This is a genomic window from Psychrobacter sp. Ps2, assembly GCF_022129405.1.
GTDB lineage: Bacteria > Pseudomonadota > Gammaproteobacteria > Pseudomonadales > Moraxellaceae > Psychrobacter.
Genome location: NZ_JADQAM010000034.1, coordinates 38,155 through 57,831, shown reverse-complemented (window position 1 = coordinate 57,831; position 19,677 = coordinate 38,155). Strand labels below are relative to the sequence as shown.

General features: G+C 43.2%; 18 protein-coding genes. 11 read left to right on the top strand and 7 right to left on the bottom strand.

Going from position 1 to position 19,677, the window contains the following annotated elements:
* Nucleotides 1–9: 9 nt before the first annotated feature.
* The 7 genes from I3254_RS02740 to gmk form a co-directional block, all read right to left on the bottom strand.
* Nucleotides 10–714: a hypothetical protein gene (locus tag I3254_RS02740; RefSeq protein ID WP_238050965.1), complete on the bottom strand. Its 705-nt coding sequence runs from the start codon at nt 712–714 to the stop codon at nt 10–12.
* 307 nt (nt 715–1,021) lie between these two features.
* The gene (locus I3254_RS02735; protein ID WP_238050960.1) at nt 1,022–2,203 is read right to left on the bottom strand and encodes a cation diffusion facilitator family transporter; all 1,182 of its coding nucleotides are present in this window, start codon (nt 2,201–2,203) and stop codon (nt 1,022–1,024) included.
* Nucleotides 2,204–2,437: 234 nt separating this feature from the next.
* Complete coding sequence (locus I3254_RS02730) at nt 2,438–4,726, bottom strand: primosomal protein N' (protein ID WP_238050956.1); 2,289 nt, start codon at nt 4,724–4,726, stop codon at nt 2,438–2,440.
* 150 nt (nt 4,727–4,876) lie between these two features.
* On the bottom strand, nt 4,877–5,263 hold the full coding sequence (locus I3254_RS02725) for a RidA family protein (RefSeq protein WP_238050955.1): 387 nt from the start codon (nt 5,261–5,263) through the stop codon (nt 4,877–4,879).
* A gap of 144 nt (nt 5,264–5,407) precedes the next feature.
* Complete coding sequence (locus I3254_RS02720; protein ID WP_238050954.1) at nt 5,408–7,606, bottom strand: HD domain-containing protein; 2,199 nt, start codon at nt 7,604–7,606, stop codon at nt 5,408–5,410.
* Nucleotides 7,607–7,945: 339 nt separating this feature from the next.
* The gene (rpoZ, locus tag I3254_RS02715) at nt 7,946–8,206 is read right to left on the bottom strand and encodes a DNA-directed RNA polymerase subunit omega (RefSeq protein ID WP_057761396.1); all 261 of its coding nucleotides are present in this window, start codon (nt 8,204–8,206) and stop codon (nt 7,946–7,948) included.
* A gap of 164 nt (nt 8,207–8,370) precedes the next feature.
* Nucleotides 8,371–8,997 (bottom strand): guanylate kinase, encoded by a 627-nt coding sequence (gmk, locus tag I3254_RS02710; RefSeq protein ID WP_238050953.1) that lies wholly within the window; start codon nt 8,995–8,997, stop codon nt 8,371–8,373.
* A gap of 373 nt (nt 8,998–9,370) precedes the next feature.
* On the opposite strand from gmk, the gene ispH reads away from it, so the two are divergent.
* The 11 genes from ispH to I3254_RS02655 all read left to right on the top strand — a co-directional run bounded on the left by ispH (nt 9,371) and on the right by I3254_RS02655 (nt 19,581).
* Nucleotides 9,371–10,327 (top strand): 4-hydroxy-3-methylbut-2-enyl diphosphate reductase, encoded by a 957-nt coding sequence (gene ispH, locus I3254_RS02705; RefSeq protein ID WP_238050952.1) that lies wholly within the window; start codon nt 9,371–9,373, stop codon nt 10,325–10,327.
* A gap of 53 nt (nt 10,328–10,380) precedes the next feature.
* On the top strand, nt 10,381–10,629 hold the full coding sequence (locus tag I3254_RS02700) for a hypothetical protein (RefSeq protein WP_102092783.1): 249 nt from the start codon (nt 10,381–10,383) through the stop codon (nt 10,627–10,629).
* Between the two features lie 54 nt (nt 10,630–10,683).
* A complete protein-coding gene (locus tag I3254_RS02695; protein ID WP_238050951.1) occupies nt 10,684–11,499 on the top strand; it encodes a thioesterase family protein in 816 nt (271 codons plus the stop codon).
* A 503-nt stretch (nt 11,500–12,002) separates the two neighbouring features.
* Nucleotides 12,003–13,964: a molecular chaperone HtpG gene (gene htpG, locus I3254_RS02690; RefSeq protein WP_238050950.1), complete on the top strand. Its 1,962-nt coding sequence runs from the start codon at nt 12,003–12,005 to the stop codon at nt 13,962–13,964.
* A 320-nt stretch (nt 13,965–14,284) separates the two neighbouring features.
* A complete protein-coding gene (locus I3254_RS02685) occupies nt 14,285–15,766 on the top strand; it encodes a C13 family peptidase (protein WP_238050949.1) in 1,482 nt (493 codons plus the stop codon).
* Nucleotides 15,767–15,886: 120 nt separating this feature from the next.
* Nucleotides 15,887–16,777 carry an S-formylglutathione hydrolase gene (gene fghA, locus I3254_RS02680; protein ID WP_238050948.1) on the top strand — a complete coding sequence of 297 codons (891 nt, stop codon included), beginning with the start codon at nt 15,887–15,889 and terminating at the stop codon, nt 16,775–16,777.
* A gap of 226 nt (nt 16,778–17,003) precedes the next feature.
* Entirely contained in the window at nt 17,004–17,288 is a 285-nt protein-coding gene (locus I3254_RS14360; protein WP_257019949.1) for a TIGR03643 family protein, read from the top strand.
* A 114-nt stretch (nt 17,289–17,402) separates the two neighbouring features.
* Complete coding sequence (gene rpe / locus I3254_RS02670) at nt 17,403–18,092, top strand: ribulose-phosphate 3-epimerase (protein WP_179797645.1); 690 nt, start codon at nt 17,403–17,405, stop codon at nt 18,090–18,092.
* Between the two features lie 104 nt (nt 18,093–18,196).
* Nucleotides 18,197–18,595: a hypothetical protein gene (locus tag I3254_RS02665; RefSeq protein WP_238050947.1), complete on the top strand. Its 399-nt coding sequence runs from the start codon at nt 18,197–18,199 to the stop codon at nt 18,593–18,595.
* 143 nt (nt 18,596–18,738) lie between these two features.
* Nucleotides 18,739–19,050: a hypothetical protein gene (locus tag I3254_RS02660; protein ID WP_101205797.1), complete on the top strand. Its 312-nt coding sequence runs from the start codon at nt 18,739–18,741 to the stop codon at nt 19,048–19,050.
* Between the two features lie 219 nt (nt 19,051–19,269).
* Nucleotides 19,270–19,581, top strand: coding sequence for a hypothetical protein (locus I3254_RS02655; RefSeq protein WP_101205798.1), 312 nt, complete (start codon nt 19,270–19,272; stop codon nt 19,579–19,581).
* The last annotated feature ends 96 nt before the right edge of the window (nt 19,582–19,677 follow it).

The window sequence follows — 19,677 nt, the reverse complement described above, 5'->3', positions numbered from 1 at the left end:
TAATATCTATTATTTTTTGCGATAAATTTTCCACACACCATTGTCTGCAAGCGGATTATTATAAGCATCGTTGCGGCGTTTACGCGGTGTCTGGCGACTATCAACAATCTTAAAGTCAGGCAGGGCATGTACAATAAGACCCGTACGATAAAAACGCACCCGCTCAGGCTCTAGCATCTCGCCCTTACTATCGCGGCAAAAAACATAAGCACGCAGATCGATAAACTCACGGTGCGCTACCAGTCGCGCTTCGTCATCGTTATCTAGCACCACTGTCATGCGCTCAATTTCATCATCCGTATATTGACCACACTTATCGGTCAGAGCACCTACTGACCCAAAGCTTTTAGATTCTTTAGCGCGCGTCTTAGTCAAGTGTAGACGCTGAACGTGATAGATGAATTGCGGTATCTCAAGGCTGGCAGGGAGCGGTAGATAGTCAGGTGGCATATTGGCCGCTGGATAAAAATCCTTTGCCCGCTCAAGCAGATTTTGCCAACGTTGTTGATAGGTTTGGATTTCGGCTAAGTTGCCTTCATAAATAGGCATATCACGAATTTGGCGCAAAATATCAGGTGGAAACTGTTCATTACGAAAGTTTGCAATGTCTTCTTGCAGCGTTGATAACAAAACTTTGGCGTGTTTTTTGCCATCTTTTGATGCAGGATCATCGATATAGTCTGGGGCGACAAAGGGTGCTGAGCGTCTAGACATAGTGTTGTATCATCAATAGATAGAGTGAAAATACCAAAAAGTATGATTATAAAAATTAACTGGGGTGCTAAACAAAACTTTATAATAGTTATTATAACCACATAAGCCGATTTGAACTTAAGTTTTTTGAATGGAATAAAGCAAAAGTTTGTCGCAAATCACGACTGTCTTAATGTGATCTAGATTCTAGTTCTAATTCTACGTAACTTTTAGTATGAACCAGTATCAGATGCCTATACTTGTATTTTCTAGGTCGTGTTTCAAGTTATTGACTTCTTTATTCAATCACTTAGCTGAAAATGTATCGTTAATGATTATGACCAATATGACTATTACCATCAGGTAGATGTCCCGAAATATCACAGACCAATGCATCGCTATGTGAGTTATTCTGCGGATGAGACGAGCTTTCGACCTGAATAGTAGCATGGTGAATACCAATCTCTAGCAGTCTTTGCTCGAGACTGGCAATTAGAATATTTGATTCATGGATACTCATTTCACCATCGACCACCACGTGACAAGAGAGTGCATTGAGACCGCTAGTAATACTCCAGACATGTAGGTCATGTACTGTTTGTACTTTAGAGTCTTCGAGTAATTTTTGCTCCACATCGACGAGCGATATATTGGCAGGCGTTCCTTCCATCAATATATGTACAGAATCACGTACGACGCGGTAGCCACTGATTAAAATAAGTACGGCAACGATTACTGATGCCACCGCGTCTGCCCATACCCAACCAAAACCCATCATAAGTAGCGCAGCGATAATCGCAGCCACTGACCCTAATAAATCGCTCAATACGTGCAAATAGGCGCTTTGCATATTGAGGTTAACGGGTTCTGCATTATAAGGTTTCTGCTCTGCGACCTTGGCATCATCCGTACCATGATTATGGCTGTGTGGCTCGCCACCTTGACTACCTCGATGCATTAGCCAAGCGACCAAAATATTGATCAGCATACCGATAGTCGCCACGATAAGCATGCCTTGGGTCGCAATTTCTGGCGGTGAGTTAAAGCGTTTAATCGCTTCATAAAAAATCATCAAAGCAATTATGACAAGTGTCGCGCCATTTACCGTAGCAACTAATATCTCAAAGCGCTTGTAGCCGAAGGTTTTCTGGTGAGTGGCCGCTTTTTCGCCGATTTTAAATGCGACCAAAGTGGCGCCAAGCGCTATCGCATCGCTTAACATATGCCCTGCATCGGACAGCAAGGCCAAACTACCGGTAAGCCAGCCACCAATGGCTTCGATAAACATATAACCGGTAATGATAATAAAGCTGAACAGCAACGTACGCTGATAGCCCTTGGTATCTCGTGCTGTAGTTGTCTGCTCTAGATGCTCATCATGATCGTGATGGCCTTGGTTTTCTTGAGTGTAGTTATTTTCTTCATCTTCGCGAACGTACTTAGGCACATTCGTATTATCATGCTGTTGGCTATGATTGTGCTCGTCAGAGTTTGGATTATTTGAATTCATAATAATACTCAAATTCGCTGATAGTTGCGTTCGATAGATGATGTTTACTGATAAGTGACGTTTACTGATAAGTGATGCTTGCTATGGGTAGAGTAGGCATAGAGCCTTGATCGCATATCATTTGATAGTTATAAATTTAACATAGCCAAGCATGAGAAGCTGTAACGACGAAGTAAACATGATGAGGAGATGAGTAGAAAGATATGCACCCATTTGTTGAGAGCTGCGTGAGAACTACCAACCGACAGGATCAATGTCCAAAGTAAGCTTAAGGTATTTAGCGCTTGGTAGGGCAAGCACTGGCTGCCACCACTGTCCCAACACATGGTGCAATTGACGACGGTCTTTGGCCAGTAGCAAAAGCTGTGCATGGTAGCGGCTGTTCTTTTTACTCATGGGCGCATCAATAGGACCGAGAACAGCGAGGTTATGAGCATTCGGCAAATGCGCGATAGCATCCTTGAGCGCTTGAGTAGTGGCTGCCAATGTTTTGCCTTCACAGCGTATCAATGCAGCATGTCGATGAGGAGGTAAGCCCATCATTTGACGCTCTTGCAGTAGCTCGCGTGCAAATGACAAGTAGCCGTCTTTGACCAGTTTCAATAGTAACTCGTTATCAGGTTGCAACGTTTGAATCAATACGCGGCCAGCTTTGTCACCTCGACCAGCACGGCCTGCCACCTGAATCATGAGCTGTGCGGTATGCTCTGGTGAGCGAAAATCTGCTGACAGAAATCCACGATCGGCATTGGGTAAGCAAACCAGCGTGACATTGGGGAAGTGATGACCTTTAGCAACCATCTGTGTGCCGACCAATATGGCAGGGTTGCCTTTATTGATTTGCTCATAAATATTTTCCCAGCTGTCTTTGCGTCTTGTGGTATCACGGTCTATTTGAATAATCGGATAGAGCTCTTTGCTGGTTTGAGGATTGGCAAAGATTGCGTGTAGATTCTCGCTGAGCCTTGTCGTTCCCATACCTTTGGCGTCTAGGTTCTGACTGCCACAATCAGGGCATACGGTAGGGATATAGGCTTGCCAATCGCAATGATGGCATTTTAAGTAAGAGTTGCTTGAATAATTGTTTCGCTGGGCTTGGCTATTATAGTGAACGGTCAGATGAGCGTCACAGCGTGGACAATCTGCTTGCCAGCCACAAGCCTCGCACAATAGAACAGGCGCATAGCCACGACGGTTCAAAAATATTAGTACTTGATCACCAGCTTCTAGCGTTTGCCGTATCGCCCCGATCATGGCATCCGTCAGCCCTGTATCATAGCGCGCACCGTCATCTTGGGCTTGTTGATGGGTGCTTTGCAAGCGAGCATCGATCAGTTGCATGGTTGCAGGCTTGGCATTACCTGGACGAGTAAGCAGTTGGTATTCTGATAGCTTGCCATCATCGACCAGTTTTAAATGCTCAAGAGAAGGTGTGGCAGTGCCGAGTATGACAGGGATTTTGTACTGCAAACCTCGATAGAGAGCGACATCAGCGGCATGATAACGCAATGTGTCTTGTTGCTTGTACGAGCCATCATGCGCTTCGTCAACGACAATCAGGCCTAAGTCTGCGAAAGGATATAGCACAGCCGAACGTGTACCGATCACGATTTGTGCATGACCCGTGCGGCAGTCTTGCCAACCTTGCAAGCGATGGGTATCAGTCATGCCAGAGTGTAATAGCACAATGTGGGCTGCGAACCGACTGGCAAATCTTGCCCGCGTTTGCGGTGTTAGTCCAATCTCTGGTACCAAAATCAACACCTGTTTGCCAGCCTCTAGTACAGCTTGCATCGCTTGCAGATAGACTTCGGTTTTACCACTCCCAGTAATACCGTTGAGCAGAAAACCAGTATAAGTATCAGATTCGTGTGCAGCAATAATAGCGTCGACAGCAAGTTTCTGCTCATCATTGAGATCAAGTGGCATTTTTGCCAGTTTAACTGGAGTAGGCGCTTGTTTTGGCTGAATATAGCGCTCGACTAACCCTTTATCTTCTAGCGTCTTTAAAAAGGCTCGTTGCATCCCTTCTAGTAGCAATACATCTTCACTTGCGCCATGCTGACCATGTAGCTTTAGCATGTCGAACTGCTGCTTTTGTTTCTTGGCATTGGCTCGAAAATCATCATCAGTGATATGAGGCAAAATGCGCCAATGGGTAATCAGCAAGTCTAATGGTTTGCCTTGACGGACAAGGCTTGGCAAGATAACTGCTAACACGTCGCCAAGTGGATAGTGGTAATAGCGCGCCAGCCAGTAGGCCAGCTTGAGCATGTCCGAGTCCAAAATAGGCTCAGCATCTAGACATTTATTGATGGGTTTGATCTTGTTAACAGGTACGCTGCTATCGTCTTGTGAAATATGAGCAATCACAATACCAATCAGAGTCTGACGACCAAATGAAACCTCAACACGGCTGCCGATTTGCGGTATCGCACTGTTTGGCAAAGCAAGCATATCAGCTGGTAATCTATAGTCAAACACCCGATAAAGGGGTACGGGCAGCGCAACTTGTACCAACATAAACGGCTTCGCAGTCTTATCAGATTAATATTGATGTGAAATAAAGAAAAAGAGGCAGAGACCAATAAGCTTAGCATGATGCTAAGCTTATGATGGATTGACTGTTATAGGATTATCTAAATAATAGAACTATATAAACAAAAATTACTATCAGTTTTGGTCAATATATAAGATAGATTCGATTTCGACCACGCCACCTTTAGGTAGGGCTGCGACTTGTACTGCAGCACGAGCAGGATATGGCTCGTTTAAGTTCGACACAAATACTTCGTTTAAAACCGCAAAGTCACTTAAATCAGTCAAAGACACATTAAACTTAACCACGTCATTGATACTACCACCAGCCGCTTCACAGATCGCTTTAATGTTTTCGAACACTTGCTCAGCCTGTGCTTTAAAACCTTCTCTTAATTCCATGGTTTCAGGGTCAAAACCAAGCTGACCTGAAATATAAACGGTGTTGCCAACTTTTACGGCTTGTGAGTAAGTGCCTACAGCTGCGGGAGCTTTATCTGTTTGGATCGTTTGACGAGTCATATTATGTCCTTTTCGTATTTTATTGGTTGGTCTGTTGCTCACTGACAAGCAACAGTGCCTATTATTGTTTTAGAGGTTGTCAAAACCTCAGCGCGATGCGTTCAAATCTGACTAGACAAAGAGTTTGCTAGACAGGCAGGGTTATTATAATTGATATAGCCGTATGATGTTAGGGAAGCCGAGTAATGAACGCAGCTCACGAATGCCTTGAGCCAAGTGATTGCGACTGCGTACGATGATATGGATGATAGTATCACTATTACGCACGTCAACGGTCTCAACCCCCATATGCAGCTGGCGCAAGTGATAGATAACTTCACTGATTTGCTCATCACTAAGCGCAATAGAGAGCTTCAAATAAGCAGGAAAACGAATCTTGCCGCTGTTTTTCAGGTCATGCTCGCCGATGTCACCTTGTTTGACCGCATTGTCATTGCGCCAACGTAATTGGATCACCTGATAAGGATTGTCCTTACGGATATCATCCAGTGAAAAACATTTATGACGATGAACGACCAAACCATGACGTGATAAATGCCCTACGATAGGGTCGCCATATATCGGATGACAACAGTTGGCAAAATCAAGCTCGACGCCAGCAGCATTTGCAATCAGCTGTTGCGGTTGGGTCATATCATCGCTATGTACTTTTGCCTGTAGATCGCTCAGTTCATCGCTAAACAAACGTGTCACGACTAGCTGAGGAAGTAGCATACCTGAGCTTATTTGTTCAAATAACGCATCTTTTTCTGTCAGACCGCGCCATTCAGTCAGGTCTTTCCAATCAGCATCTGTCAAGTCATCAAAACTTTTCTGATGCGTTCGGAGCGCACGATCCAATGCCTGTCTACCATGGTGTTGTTTGTCAGCGACAGATAAATCTTTGAACCAACGTAAAATTTCTTCACGGGCTTTGTTAGTCACTACAAATCCTAACCACTCCGCTTTTGGTTCTGAGTGGCTGTTTACTTCTATCTCAACGGACTGTCCATTTTTTACCACGGTGCCGAGCTTTGCAGCTTTACCATCGATATTTGCACCAACGGCAACGTTACCAATCATAGGCCCGACCGCGTAGGCAAAATCTAGCGCCGTTGCACCCTGTGGAAGCTCGTAAGCACGCCCTTGAGGACTGTAGCAAATGATTTTACTAGAGTGCAGATAATCCATCAGCTCATTAATGGTAGAGACTGCTGCTGAGAAATCAGGACTGTTTTCATTCAGATTGTCTTCGTCGACCAAATCTTTCATGTTACGCAAAGATGCTTGGATGACCGATTGACTCACATCAGATGCGTGCTCTGCCCCGATGACACCAAGTCTCGCAGCGCTTTGCATTTGCTTAGTCAATATAGTGACTTTTACCACGTCGTTGTCACGCTCATAGATGAGGGTGAGGGACTGGTTACCGCCTGGTAGCGGACGACGAATATTATCCGCAATATGGGTATCATCAATCTGATATTTTTTGATTAGATAATAGGCCAGTTTGTCACAGGCTTCGATATTATCAAGGACGATTTCAAACGCGTAGTGACGCAGTAGCGCGTTAATCTCACCGCGATTGCGGAAAAACTGACGATATATGACCACACGATTGTCTAAGACTTTGACCAGACCATTGAGATCCAAGTTGTTTAGCACGATACTCAAATAACGATGAATCGACTCTCTTTGAAAGTTTCGTCCAAGCCCATGTTGTAACAGTTTATCAGACAGCTTGTTGTACATATCAGAGTCTAAATTGCGATAACACAATACTTCGATATAGTCAGCAATATCATTCAGACCCATTAATCGTGCAAATGGCACATAAAAATCCAAGGTTTCTTGAGCTGTGGTGCGCTGCTTCTCAGGACGTACCGCGTCTAGCGTAGACATATTATGTAGACGGTCAGCAAGCTTGATAATAAGTACACGCGGATCAGCGAGAGTGGCGGTCAAAATCTTATGAAAGGTGGCCGCTTTATTTTGCTGCTTGTTATGTGAAGAGGACTTTAGCTTGGTCACACCATCGACCAATCTTGATACAGTTTCACCATAACGCTGCTTGATTTGCTCATCACTAACTTCGGTGTCTTCGACCGTATCATGCAGGATTGCTGCAATGATGGTATCTCGATCTAAGCGAAAGCCCGCTAGTATCTCAGCGACAGCGATTGGATGCGTGATATAAGGTTCCCCTGATTTGCGCTTGTCTTTAATGTGCGCAATATCTCCGAACTCACAAGCATCAACAATATCACGGCGCTCAGCAGCAGTGAGATAACCTACCGAACGTAGTAAATTATATTGAGCATCATCGACGAGGTGATGACTGAGTTTGGGTAGGGTTTGACTCATAAAATAATGATCCTATTTTCCATGACCTACTTGTTGGGCCACTTACCGAAGCAAATGGAAGCTAAATAATGACCTACCATACAAAACTTAAGGATGAGTACGCCATTCTCTAATTAATCGCAAATCGCTTTCAATGTCAACTGATAAGCGTGTGGGCGATGAAAAAATTTCACTCAGTGGTCTATTTTGGAGATAAATGGTGACCAAAATAGCCAATACATTATTATTACAACCAAAAAACCACAGCCTATGCTGTGGTCTCTATAGTTGATCAAGATGTGTATTTATTTTATAAAAACACGATTGGCTTTATAAAATACATCTTACCAAAACAGCTTATTAGAAGCTGTGGTCGCCTGACAGTGCTAAATCTAATGAGCTAGTAGCAAAATTATGCTCTGGCTGATTTAGGATGTCGCGTGTGATTTTGCCAGCGGCAATTTCACGTAGTGCCAATACTGTAGGCTTGTCGTTATCAACGTCAACCAACGGCTCGGCAATACCTTTGGCCAATTGACGGGCGCGTTTGCTTGCGACCAAAATTAGCTCAAAGCGATTATCAACATTATCCAAACAATCTTCAATCGTCACTCGTGCCATAAATAGCTACCTCGGTTGTTTCTATTAGTAACGGACCTTGCCCGCCACTCAATAAAAATAATATCAAAAATATAAAGGGGGATAGCTAAATATTATAGCATTTTTTGCCAAGTCGCGTAGTTGCTTTTTATATCTACTTACGAGATTAGCTGCTTGTGCTTAGTTTACTCTTCTACTTGAGTGTTTAGCAAGTTGCTAATCGTGCGATGATAGCGCTGCTGCTGACGACTAAGTGTCTGCCTGTCGGCCACGATGATGGCTTTTAGCTCAGCTAAGGCTACATCAAAATTATCATTGATCACTACATAGTCAGCATTCACATATTGTGCCATTTCGGTGACCGCGCCAGCTAGACGGCGCTCTATAACTTCTACAGAATCCTGCGCGCGGGTTGAGAGACGTTGACGTAATGTCGCAATGCTGGGTGGTAGAATAAAAACCATAGTAGCATCGGGAAAGATATTTCTGATTTGCGTCGCGCCTTGCCAGTCAATCTCCAAAATCACGTCAATACCCGCCGCTAGCTGGGTACGGACACTTTCCTCTGACGTGCCATAATAGTTACCAAATACTTCAGCATGCTCTAGAAATAGACCTGCATTGATACCATTGGTAAAACTATCGGTATCTGTGAAATGATAGTGCTGACCATCAATCTCGCCTGGACGTGGTGCGCGAGTGGTATGAGAGACGCTGACAGTCAAGTCATTGGTGGTCGCAAGCAATTGCTTGACCAGTGAGGTCTTGCCAGTACCTGAAGCGGCAGTAACGATGAATAATGAACCTGTCATACAATTTATCCTAATAGAAGGTGTCTTAGTAACTCGTAAAATGTATTGTAATAAATGCGTGTTGATAAAAAGTTAAGCAGTGCCTCAGCCAAAAACAAAGACTGGAAAAAATAAAAAACGCCATCATGTATGGCGATAGAAATTATAATAGATGCATTATTATAAACTGCTTTTATACAAGTTAAAGCTGGTTTTGCAATATGTCGTAAGTATGCTGAGGTTTGCCTATAAAATATTGCTATGAGTAGACAGCTATTTTAGAGAGCGATAAAAGCAAATTATGCTAAAGTAGAGCATTGATTTCGCCCCAACTTTTGAATAAAAAATTCAAAAATACGTTTTAACTATAAATTATCCAATGATAGGCCTTTTTATGCAAATTTATCTTGCCAATCCCCGTGGATTTTGTGCTGGTGTGGACCGTGCAATTGCGATTGTTAATGAAGCATTGACACGTTTCGAGCCGCCTATTTATGTCCGTCATGAAGTTGTGCATAATAAGTTTGTGGTGTCAGACTTGGCCAATCGTGGTGCGGTATTTGTTGAAGAGCTTCATGAAGTACCAGACGGCTCTATCGTTATTTTCTCCGCTCATGGGGTTTCTAAAGCAGTCGAAGATGAGGCTGAGCGCCGAGATTTGACAGTGTTCGATGCAACATGTCCGCTGGTAACTAAAGTACACATCGAAGTGGCAAAGTTTGCGCAAGATGGGATGGATGCAGTGTTAATAGGACATGCAGGACATCCAGAAGTCGAAGGCACTATGGGACGTTTCAATCGTCGCCATGGTGGGCAGATTCATCTGGTCGAAGATGAAGGTGATGTGGCCGCATTGACTGTACAAGACGCCGAACGTTTGGCATTTGTGACTCAGACAACTTTGTCGATGGATGATACTGCGCGAGTCATCGATGCGCTGCGTGAAAAATTTCCTAGTATTCAAGGCCCTCGCAAAGACGACATTTGCTACGCCACTCAAAACCGCCAAGATGCGGTAAAAGATTTGGCCAGTCGCTGTGAAGTAGTCTTGGTAGTCGGTTCGCCAAACTCATCAAACTCTAATCGCTTGCGTGAGCTGGCTGAGCGTATGAATTGCCGAGCGTATTTAATCGATAACGCCAGTGAGATGGACAAGTGTTGGTTAGATGGCGTGCAAAGTATTGGCGTGACCGCTGGTGCGTCCGCACCCGAAGTATTAATCCAAGAAGTATTGCAACAGTTGCAAGACTGGGGTGGCGATCTACCTAGTGAGCTATCTGGTATTGAAGAAAATGTGACGTTTAGTCTGCCAAAAGCGTTGCGGATACCTGTTACTCAGGTTGGTAAGTAACTAATATTCGTGTTTATATTTGTATGAACCATCATTGATATGGATAAGGTCGCATGAAAGAACCAAAAGCCAGATTTGTATTGGCAGAGGCCACGCTCGCTGAAGTCAACAAGCAACTAAAGCTCAATATGCTAGTGATGGCAGCAGTAGTTTTTGTATTGTTTATGAATATCATGAAGTTTATGGCAGAAAAAAGTTTTTTCTATGCGATGCTCGCAGTAGTTATGATCTGTTTACTATTTTTCTTACAAAAAGCTCGCCGTATTCTTACGCTAAGAAAACAAGAGCTTATCCATAAATAGAAAGTACAAGCCTAAATAAAAAATACAGATGAAGGTACCAAATATAGGATAGCTATGACTGCTTATTACAAATTTATTAAACGAGAATTACAAGAAGACGGTGTCAGTGTGGCGCATTATCAGCCAACCAAGCATGCTCAAGGTGCTTGGAATGAGCATGAGCAGCACATGGCGCCAGCAACAGGCCTATTATCAGCCGAGATTAACAGCTTCGCGCCACAACCTAATACTCGTATCGCACGTGTGAGCCTCGATATCTTAGGGCTAATACCGCTTGACGATTTTACTATCACTACTCGCTGTATCCGACCGGGTAAGACTATTGAGCTGGTCGAAGCGGTCATGAGTAGCCGTGGCCGCGATGCTATCATTGCAAGAGCATGGCGACTTATTACTCAAGATACCAGCGAGATTGCCGGACTTGAAGATCAACCAGCAGAGTATAAACCTGAAGAGTTGCCAGTTTGGGAAGGTATGAAAGGCTGGCCGGGCGGCTTTATCGAAAGCGTAAGTCTAGTAGCGACAGAAGACCGTCGCTCTGGTCGCGGTATGGTATGGATTACTAATGATCTCGACATGATTGAAGGCGGGCCGACTGATGACTTGGTGCATCTGTTAGGTATGGTCGATACTGCCAACGGTGTTGTACCAAGATTGGGTCTTGGTTTATCCAAGTTAGAATGGATGTTTCCCAATACTGATTTGCAAATCCATATGCATCGCTCGCCAAAAGGTCGCTGGCTCGGTATCGAGGCTGTACAACAATATGGCGATGATGGTATCGGACTGACCAGTGCGGTATTGCACGATGTACATGGGCCATTTGGTCGTAGCGAGCAAATTCTCACCATTCGCCCGATGCCACGTTAAGAAACTAAGAGTCAGCCAGCCTATAGTTTTGAAAAATGAAATGATACGTTGTAATCAATTAATTATACAAATAATAGAGAAATAGTTTTAATAGTAGCTAACAAGACAATATTACTAAAAAGATAATATTACTAACAAGCCGATGTTAATCGACATAGAGGTTACTATGAAAACCCATACTCAATTTTCAAAAAAGCTGACGACTCTCTGGGATATATTGATAGAAGCATATTCAGAGTAGTTGCTGTTGTTTGCACTTTGATTGCTATATCAGAAAATGACTGAGCAAATAAATAACTGATACCAGAACACCGCCTTGGTAAACAAGCGCGGTGTTTTTTATTGAATAGGGCTTTTGAGCTTGAATTTTTTCTCAATGCCCCTATTAGTATAGACAGTTTAACGGTATTGCATACGGTAAGTTCTCTAACATTATGAGAACGGCTTTAGTGAGTATATCGTTATCTGATAATAGGTCTTTCATAGAATTTAAAGGAGTTTTTATGAGTGAAGCAACTCAAGCTGAAGGTCTGAATCCAGAATTAAAAAAACATACGTTTGAAGCGGAAGTGGCGCAATTACTGCATTTGGTAACGCATTCACTATATTCTAACGCTGATATTTTTGTCCGCGAGTTGGTATCTAATGCGTCGGATGCTTGTGATAAGTTGCGCTTTGAAGGCACAAATGATGATAGCCTCTATGAAGATGATGGCGAATTAAAAATCCGCATCGCCGTCGATGAAGCTGCCAAAACTATTACCTTTACCGACAATGGTATTGGTATGAACGAAGTCGATGCAATCGAAAACTTAGGTACGATTGCTAAATCAGGCACCAAAGCATTTTTAGACAAATTGTCTGAATCACAGAAACAAGACGGTCAATTGATTGGTCAGTTCGGTGTTGGTTTTTACTCAGGTTTTATCGTGGCTGATACCATCAGTGTTGAATCGCGTAAAGCGGGCGAGCCTGCGGATAAAGGCGTGCGCTGGGTGTCAGATGGTACTGGTAGCTTTACTGTTGAACCTATTACCAAAGACACGCGCGGTACGGCGATTACTTTGCACTTAAAAGAAGAATATAGCGAAGGCGAAGATAACTACTTGGATCGCAGCAAAATCAAGCGCTTGGTTAATAAGTACTCTGACCATATCAGCTTGCCGATTCAGATGCGTAAAGAGATCTGGCAAGAAGATGTAAAAGAAGACGAAAACGACGACACGCCTGCTAGTGGCGAGATGGTACTCACTGATGAGTGGGAAACAATCAACAAAGCCAGTGCACTATGGACTCGCTCTAGCTCTGAAATTGAAGATGATGAGTATGTCGATTTTTATAAGAATATCTCTTATGACATGGATGCGCCGCTTACTTGGACGCATAACCGTGTAGAGGGTCGCGTACAGTATACGCAGCTACTATATATCCCTAAAAAAGCGCCAGTTGATCTATACACTCGTGAGCAGCAGCATGGTCTAAAGCTGTATGTGAAGCGCGTCTTTATCATGGACGAAGCTGAGCAATTGCTACCGATGTATTTGCGTTTCGTGAAAGGTGTGATTGATTCAGCAGACTTGCCATTAAACGTGAGCCGTGAGCTACTACAAGAGTCACGTGATGTAAAATCTATCCGTGATGGTAACGCTCGCCGTATCTTGACGCTGCTTGCAAGCCTTGCGAATAGCGAAGACAGTGACAAGCAAGAGAAATTTGCCCAATTCTATGCAGAGTTCGGTGATGTCATCAAAGAAGGTTTAGGCGAAGACGCAGGCAATCAAGAACGTATTGCTAAGCTATTGCGTTATGCAACTAGCACCCAAGACGGTCTGGTAACAAGCTTTGAAGATTATAAAGGTCGTATGAAAGATGGCCAAAAAGCCATCTATTACCTCACCGCTGATAACCTAGCCGCTGCGAAAAACAGCCCGCAACTTGAGCTATTCAAGAAAAAAGGCATCGAAGTTATCTTGATGACCAGCCGTGTTGATGAATGGGCAATGAACTTCTTGACCTCATTCGATGAGACACCGCTGCAAAACATCGCCAAAGGCGCAGTAGATTTAGGCGACTTGCAAGATGATGAAGAAAAGGCGGAAGCAGAGAAAGCCCAAGAAACGCTCAAGCCTGTTGTTGATAAACTAAAGGCTGCATTGGGCGAACGTGCTAAAGACGTCAAAGTGTCTACTCGTTTAGTCGATAGTCCAGCTTGCTTGGTTGTTGGTGAAGGTGAGCTATCACCACAAATGATTCAGATGCTACAGCAAATGGGTCAGGACGTACCAGCAAGTAAGCCAACGCTAGAAGTAAACCCTGACCATCCACTCATCAAGAAGCTTGAGAGCAGTGAGCAATTCGATGATTTAGCGCAAGTCATTTTTGATCAGGCATTATTGGCAGATGGCGGTCAGCTAGACGATCCAGCCGCTTACCTAAAACGCGTCAATGAGCTATTGATGAGATAATGTTTAGTAATTAGCAAAAAAGGGAGGCTTTATATAAGAGGCCTCCTTTTTTATTTGAATTTTTAGTCAAATTTAAGTGAATTTTACAAATCAGCCTTATCCTCTTAACCGACAATCCGTTACAATCGCGATAGATTAGCGAGCTAGAATATTAGGCAGTGCTAGTCATCTTCTATAATCACTCCATCGTGAATTCAATATAAATCGATGTCTGCATGCTGTACAAAAAATCGTCAATTGATTGCACCGCGCGGCTGTTACATTAAGATAATTATCATTGAGTCATTTTATTTTTCTCGACTGGCTAGAGGTCTAAGTCTTTGTCACTTACGTCGTTAAAAACCGTCTCGCTTCAGCGTTTTTCGCTCAATTTCGCTGCCAATATTATTGCAACCTTGTGGATGCTAGTGGGCTCAACACGGGCTTTTTCTTGGGTTAAACCCACTTTTGTACAGTTTGCCGTATTTGCACTATTGGCGCTTGGTAGTAATGTCTTATTTTCATGGTTAGCTGCTGAAAGTGGCAGCATATTTAATGAGCAAGGATTGGTCAGTTATTTGATCTGGCCGATGATTATTTTGCTTGGTGGTATTATTTTGGCTCGGCGAGCGAGCAACCAAGCATTGGTATTTGTACCAGTAGTATTGTGGTTGGTCGCTGATACATTATCAGCCCTATTGCAGAGCTTAGTGCAGTTTTTTGGTAGCTACGGTTGGTTGCCAAATTGGAGTTATTCGTTTTTACCAGTACTGTTTTTAGTATTGTTCTTATGGCAGACGCTAGCGTTACTTTGGATTTTCTCCCGTCGTCTGCGTATACCATGGTGGGAGCGAATCATTGTATTGGTTGGCGCGGTAGCGTTGCTGACTATTTGGCAACGTAATGTCGCTGACCAGCCAATCTTTAAGCAAATACCTGTAGAGCCTGTATTAGAAGAGGCGGCATTGTATCAGCAGCCACGCCTATTACAGCAAGCATTGGATAGTATAGACCCAAGTATCGATGGCAAAACCGACTGGTACTTTATGGGAGTTGCAGGATTCTCTGATCAAAACGTTTTTCGTTCCGAGATTAATAAAGTGCGCGAGCTGTTTGATGTACGTTTTGGTACCAGCGGGCATTCACTATCGCTGATTAATAATACTTATAGTTGGCTCGATGAACCAATCGCTACTAAGACCAGCATTTTGCGCGGTCTAAAGAAAATCGGTCAGCAGATGAACGCTGATGAAGATGTGTTGTTCCTGACGTTGTCTTCACATGGTAACCAAGATATCGTCCAATTAGCAAATCCACCGCTTGCGATGGATAATTTAGATGCCACCTGGTTGCGTGAGGCGCTAGATGCATCGGGTATTCGCTGGCGTGTGATTGTGGTGTCTGCCTGCTATTCAGGTTCGTTTATTGACGAATTGGCATCGCCAACCACGGTAGTGATTACTGCATCAGCCGCTGACAAAGCATCGTTTGGCTGCACCAACACAGCTGAGATGACCTATTTTGGTCAAGCGTTTTTTGCTGAAAGTCTACGAGGGAATACCAGTTTTGAGTCGGCTTTTAAGGATGCCAGTATACGGGTCAATGAGCGTGAGAGCGCCATGGGCTTTGAGCCATCAGAGCCGCAAATGGTGATTGGTAGCTTAATGGAGACAGCATTGCCTGCGTTTGAGCAAGTATTGTTTGATAAGGCGCGTCCATCCGTTGCTAGTATTACAAATAATGCTACTTCTACAACGGTTAATATTCTACCTGACAGTGCTACTAATCTGTCAGTAGACGAAGTAGAGATAGCCGCTGAATAGCTAAATAAATATAAAGTATGATTTGGCATTTTATAAATGCCAATATTAGATTTACTATTAGATGATGAGCATTTATTAAACATCGTCATTGGTTCTATTTTGAATAAAAGGATATCACTCATGCAAAATTCCTATAGTCATAGTTTATCTACCAATAAACAGCTTACTCAAAAAAGTGTGAATCGTTGCTTTAACGGTGAGCAGCATTATTATAGTCACGAGTCGACGTCTACCAAAACCTCTATGACGTTTAGTATTTATCTACCTGACGAAGCCTTGGCTGGACGACGTTGTCCTGCGATATTGTACCTATCAGGTCTGACGTGTAATGCTGATAATGTCACTCATAAGGCGCATTTTCAGCAAAAATGCAGCGAGCTTGGTATGATACTTATCGCACCTGATACTTCGCCCAGAAGTAGTGAAGACAACGATGTTCCAAACGACGATCGCTATTTTGTCGGTCAAGGTGCAAGCTATTATGTTGACGCGACCCAAGCGCCTTGGTCAGACAACTTCAATATGCAAAGCTACATCGTTGATGAGCTATATGACTTACTACGTTCAGAGTTTCCCATCCACAGTATCGGTGTCACAGGACATTCAATGGGTGGTCATGGCGCACTGTTGCTAGGGTTTAAGTTCCCAAGTAAGTTTGTCAGCGTATCGGCTTTATCGCCAGTATGCGCAGCCAGTGAGTCTGCATGGGGGCAAGCTGCTTACACAGAGTATTTCGGTGATGATAAGTCTCTATGGGCACAAGCGGACGCTTCACAGATGATTGAAAAGGTCGGTCAGCAGTATTCGAGCATTTTGGTTGATCAAGGCGCGGCTGATAACTTCTTAGCAGAAGGTCAGCTACAGACTTCTAAACTACAAGACGCTTGTGCAAGAGCCAAACAGCCCTTAACATTACGCTACCAAGCGGGGCATGACCATAGCTATTATTTTATCCAAACGGTGATTAATGACCATATCGAACATCATTGGCACATGGCTCAAATGAGCTAAGTTGTCATTCAGATGATCGTGATACATTTTTCGATATTCCATTCATGCTTAACAGGTGATTTTTATGGCAAGTTATCAAGATTTGACCGCTTCTAATCCAAAGAATAAGTCAGCAGATACGAGCTCTACAAAAGCGACTATGCAGGCTGATATGGATGCTGCTCTACAAAACAAACAACGTAACATTGATTGTAGTGATGAAGTGTCTCAAGTTAAGTCAGACGAGCTGATTGCAAAAACCGTCAACGACGCTGGCGATAGAGTACTTGATGACGTGCAAATATCTCGCGTGATAGAGATGGCGTGGGAAGATAGAACGCCATTTGGTGCTATAGAGCATAGCTACGGTCTCGATGAGACTGGGGTTATCAAACTCATGCGCCAAGAGCTAAAGCCGTCATCTTTTCGCTTATGGCGTCAGAGAGTGAGCAATCGCGCTACCAAGCATGAAGCAAAGCGCTCTTTTGAAGTTGGCCGTGCTTATTGCAAAACTCAATATAAGCAACGTTAAATAATTAAGTATTTAACATCATTATATAAAAGGCTCTCAGCATATGTGAGCCGATTAGAATTTTCTTTTTAATCTATCCATATCTTATATAAACATGAATTAGGTAGCTCAATTATGAACAGTCCTGCTAAACCTTATCTTATTGCACCGTCGATACTCTCAGCTGATTTCGCGCGGTTGGGCGAAGAAGTGGAGAAGGTACTAGAGTCGGGTGCCGATGTGATTCATTTTGATGTAATGGACAATCATTACGTACCCAATTTGACGTTTGGTAGCATGATTTGTAAGGCGTTGCGGGACTATGGTGTTAAAGCGCCAATTGATGTGCATCTGATGGTTTCACCTGTCGATAGTATGATTGAGCAGTTCTTGGAAGCGGGTGCTAGTATTATTACCTTCCATCCAGAAGCCAGCGCTCACATCGATCGCTCACTTCAACTGATCAAAGATGGCGGTGCAGAGTGCGGTTTGGTATTGAACCCAGCGACCCCGCTGCATTATCTTGATTATGTCATGGATAAAGTAGATCAGATTTTATTAATGAGTGTGAACCCGGGCTACGGTGGACAGTCGTTTATCGATAGTACTTTAGATAAAGTCCGTCAGGTACGTCAGCGTATCATTACTAGTGGTCGAGATATTCGATTGGAAGTTGATGGCGGTATCAAAGCCAGTAATATACGTGCGATTGCTGAAGCGGGCGCTGATATGTTCGTTGCGGGTTCTGCAATCTTCAATCAAGAAGATTATAAAGCGGCTATTGATGAGATGCGCGCAGAGTTGCTATTAGCCAACAACAGCTAGCTAGTGTTGTATGGTTAATAAACGCTATTAGCCATACAATAACAATATTAGAATGTGCTGTATAACTTATGACTAGATAACGGTCAGTCACGTAAAGGTGAAATATGGACACAAACAATTCTAGCAGTTCAACAGAACCTTCTGAGCAAATAAACTCTCATGAAGCGTTGAATCAGCAGGCTAGGCAAGCACTTGAAAGTGAAACACCGCAGCGCAGTTTGGTACCTAAAGGTATCACCATTGGCTTAGCGATGTTTGCACTTGTACTTAGTTTGGCAGGTTATGGCTTTCGCCTGATGGTGGGTGATGATGTTGAAACAGTGCTACGTCATGCTGCAGTCATTGTGCCTGCATTTATGCTAGGCATTCCGCTGTTCTTTTGGGTAGGCTCTCGCATACTTAATAAAGTTAAAGGCCTGCATATCGAAAGTTGGAATGCGATTAGTTTGGGTTATTTGACCTCTTGTATATCGATGCTATGGCTGATGGGTACTTACAGTTAAGTAGTTTCGCTGTAAATATAAGTCTTTTTCGCGCCTGTATCGTTTATTCGCATCTATATTGTTTATTCACGCCTATACAGTATCGTAATATTTTACATTTTTAATCATTAAGCCATGTTCTACAAGCATGACTGGAATTTTATATGAGAATCGTACCAGCCAGTATTGCTAAAATTATCTATCCTAAAGACTTACCAAATGGCTTATTTACCAGCTTAATTGTCGCTTGTTTATTAATGGGATTGGCGTCACTACGTCACGGAACCGATTTACAAGGTTGGCTAAATGTCATTGAGAACTGGCTACTCATGCTGCTGATATTGCCCACTGCGACGGCCACCGTTGCACTACCATTTAAATACCGTGATCCTAGCCTTGAGCTAAAGCTGGTCTATTACCTTGGGATGTTTGTGGCTTTCTTATTTACATTAGCCAAACTACGTTATTGGCGCTAATTTATATAAACGTTATAGCATTCAAGTTGTATTTATAACGAAGACTTGTGCGGTAGCCCTTGAATTCGAGTGTTAAAGCGTCCATTGTATGAGTAAGACAGATTTACCCGCGTTACTGTAAGACGATAGATTTGCCAGTGAGTTTACTTTTAAGAAATGACTACTTTGCAATGACCAGTTTCTCTACCAGTACTAAACGGGATAATAAGGAACACATTAATGCCATACGATATCGATAATGATATAGAAGTAGATAACGAGAGTAGCGATCAGTTTGCAGGATTTGCCAAAGAAACCACGTTAGAACTGGTGGAAGCAGATGATGGTAGATTGTTGTTGCGTGATGCTGAACAAGATGAAGCGCCGCTGATGACTATTGATTTTTCTGACAAGCTAAAAGAGCTACTTGGTAGTGACACTCAAGCCATTGGTCAACACATGATTCATGCTGCGATTCAAGTCATTATGCAAAAGCAAATGAGTAAGTGGCATGCGCATGTATATGATAAAGAACCAACACACTACAGCTAATATTTGGTTATTTTTGAGTACCAGTTAAAGTAAATACTGGTCAAAGCGAATAATTGAAGATATAGCTTAGCAACATGAAGCTACAGCCATAAAAAA